The sequence below is a fragment of the Acidiphilium sp. genome (assembly GCF_049977125.1).
Classification (GTDB): domain Bacteria; phylum Pseudomonadota; class Alphaproteobacteria; order Acetobacterales; family Acetobacteraceae; genus Acidiphilium.
In genome coordinates this window covers 1-2,121 of the sequence record NZ_JBMFGY010000319.1, presented here as the reverse complement: position 1 = coordinate 2,121, position 2,121 = coordinate 1, and the positions used below count along the sequence as shown (strand labels likewise).

1 protein-coding gene is annotated in these 2,121 nt (G+C 60.3%); it reads right to left on the bottom strand.

The window, feature by feature from the left end:
- Positions 1 to 787 precede the first annotated feature (787 nt).
- The gene (locus tag ACP5E6_RS18595; RefSeq protein WP_427956882.1) at positions 788 to 1,882 is read right to left on the bottom strand and encodes a Fic family protein; all 1,095 of its coding nucleotides are present in this window, start codon (positions 1,880 to 1,882) and stop codon (positions 788 to 790) included.
- Positions 1,883 to 2,121: the final 239 nt, after the last annotated feature.

The following is a 2,121-nucleotide window of genomic DNA, read 5'->3' as shown; positions in this document are numbered from 1 at the left end:
TCAGGCGCAAACGGCGATCAACCCGGGTCACTGCATTGAGATGGAGGACCCATTTGGTAATAACCGGTGCCGGGTTAGTGTTCCGCGTTGACGATGCGGCGCTCTCAGATACTCCTTACAGTCTCGCTGTTGGTTCTTGTGGTCTTTTTCGTGGCCGCGGGGGCTCGGGGTCGGTAACGGCGGCCTCGTCGGTGACCCAATCCGATTCTGGGTGAATTGCTGTCCCGCCCATGCACTCAGCGGCGCGCAGTTCGTCCACAAGATGCTCGCGCTCGCCCGACTGCACACGCGCTGGCGACACGCGGATCCGCTTGTGCGGTCTTGGTTCTGCCGTCGTTGTACCGCGCACCGACGGCTGTCGATCCTCATGGGACGCTCAGCCGTGATGCGCAATCGCCTGGCACGTCTATTCATTGCTGTGGATAGCTGGCTTGGACCAGCGGATCAGGAGGTCTTTCGTTGGTGGAGCCAAGCAGGATCGAATCGCTGAGCTTTTGATCGCGGCGAGGCGTGCTTGCATCAGGCTTCCACGCCTTTCACCCGATGATCGGCGACACGTCAGACCACTCTGACCTGGTCTGTTGGGACTGTGACCATGTCAAATGCCCGATCGGGCGGTGCGTTAGGGGAGACCTCGACCAGGGCTGCAAGGTCATAGGTGCTGATGGCGGTCTTTCTTGTCCGGGCCGGTCGGCTGGCCGACCGGCCGCCGACCGGGTATCACGCGCGACCACGTCCAGCTCGGGTATGCCGTGTCGCACGATCGCTATCGTTCCTAAAACTGAGGCTAGGTTCCGCTTTCGGTTGTGTCGATCGGTCTGGTCTCTGCGTCGATCATGCTTGCGGGTTCGTCGAATAGTCGTAGGTAGGGCTCGTAGCGAAATAGTCGTGATCGGCGCTGGCCGGTCACCTCGCGCAGGAGGCCTTGATCCACGAACGCACCGACCAGCCGGTTTGCGGTGGGAAAAGTCACCTCAAGCTGCGCAGCGACGTAATTGACGTTGAGTAACGGGCGGTGGAACATCGCTGCCAGCAGACGCAAGCCGTTGGCGCCCGATGTTGACATCGCGAGGGTCCGGTGTTGTTCACGCATTTCGAAGATGCGACCGGCTGTGGCGGCCGCTTCAGTTGCGGTTTCGGCGACACCCCGGAGAAAGAACCGAAGCCAGCCTTCCCAGTCGCCCCTCAGTCTGATGGCCATCAGACGGTCGTAGTACTCGGAACGGTTGCGTTTGAAGTAGTAGCTCAGGTAGAGCACCGGACGTTGAAGCACCTGCCCATACACAAGCAGAAATGTGATCAGAAGTCGACCGACGCGACCATTACCGTCAACAAACGGGTGGATGGTCTCGAACTGGGCATGAGCTAGCCCGATGTCAACGAGCAGCGCACCACGGTCGCGGCGATGAAGGAATTGCTCGAAATCCGAGAGTGCGGTCCTCATCGCATCTCGAGGCGGCGGGACGAAGGTGGCGCGACTCAGCGGTGCGCCTTCCGGGCCGATCCAGTTCTGGGTCGTCCGGAACTCTCCTGGTGTGGCGTGCGCCCCCCGGCCGTCGCGCAAGAGCTGCGCATGGATCTCGCGAATGAGCCTGAGCGAAAGTGGAAGCTCCCCAAGACGCGACATGCCGTAGTTCATGGCTGCCACGTAGTTGACGATGTCTCCGACGTCGGAACCGAAAGCCCGACCAGGGTCGAGCTCGACCTCCAGCAGATCTTGGAGACTGCTCTGTGTGCCCTCGATTTGCGAACTCAGAACTGCTTCGCGGCGAACGTACATCGCCACAAAGAAGTCCGGGTCGGGGATTACGCGCACGCCTCCGTCCAGGCGCCCCAGAGCGATATGGGCGTCGGTCAGCAGGCTCAGCAGCTGCGAATCCATGAGTATTGGTGGGTCCGGCGGTAGAGGCGCAGGAATGAACGCCCTGTATCCAGCAGGCTGCAGGATGAACCTGCCCGCGCGATCTGCGCAACTAGCCATGTGGGCCGTCTCGGAGGGCGCCATCAGTCATAATGTTATTATAGCAATAGGCTACTTCCTTTAATAATTGCAGTAGGCTGTCGTTCATATTGTCATTGGCACAAACACCGCTGCCAGATCGGCGGCGGAGATCAAACGTT

Excerpts from the sequence above, each read along its gene's own strand:
- ACP5E6_RS18595 (WP_427956882.1), bottom strand. The coding sequence starts at position 1,882 with ATGGATTCGCAGCTGCTGAGCCTGCTGACCGACGCCCATATCGCTCTG.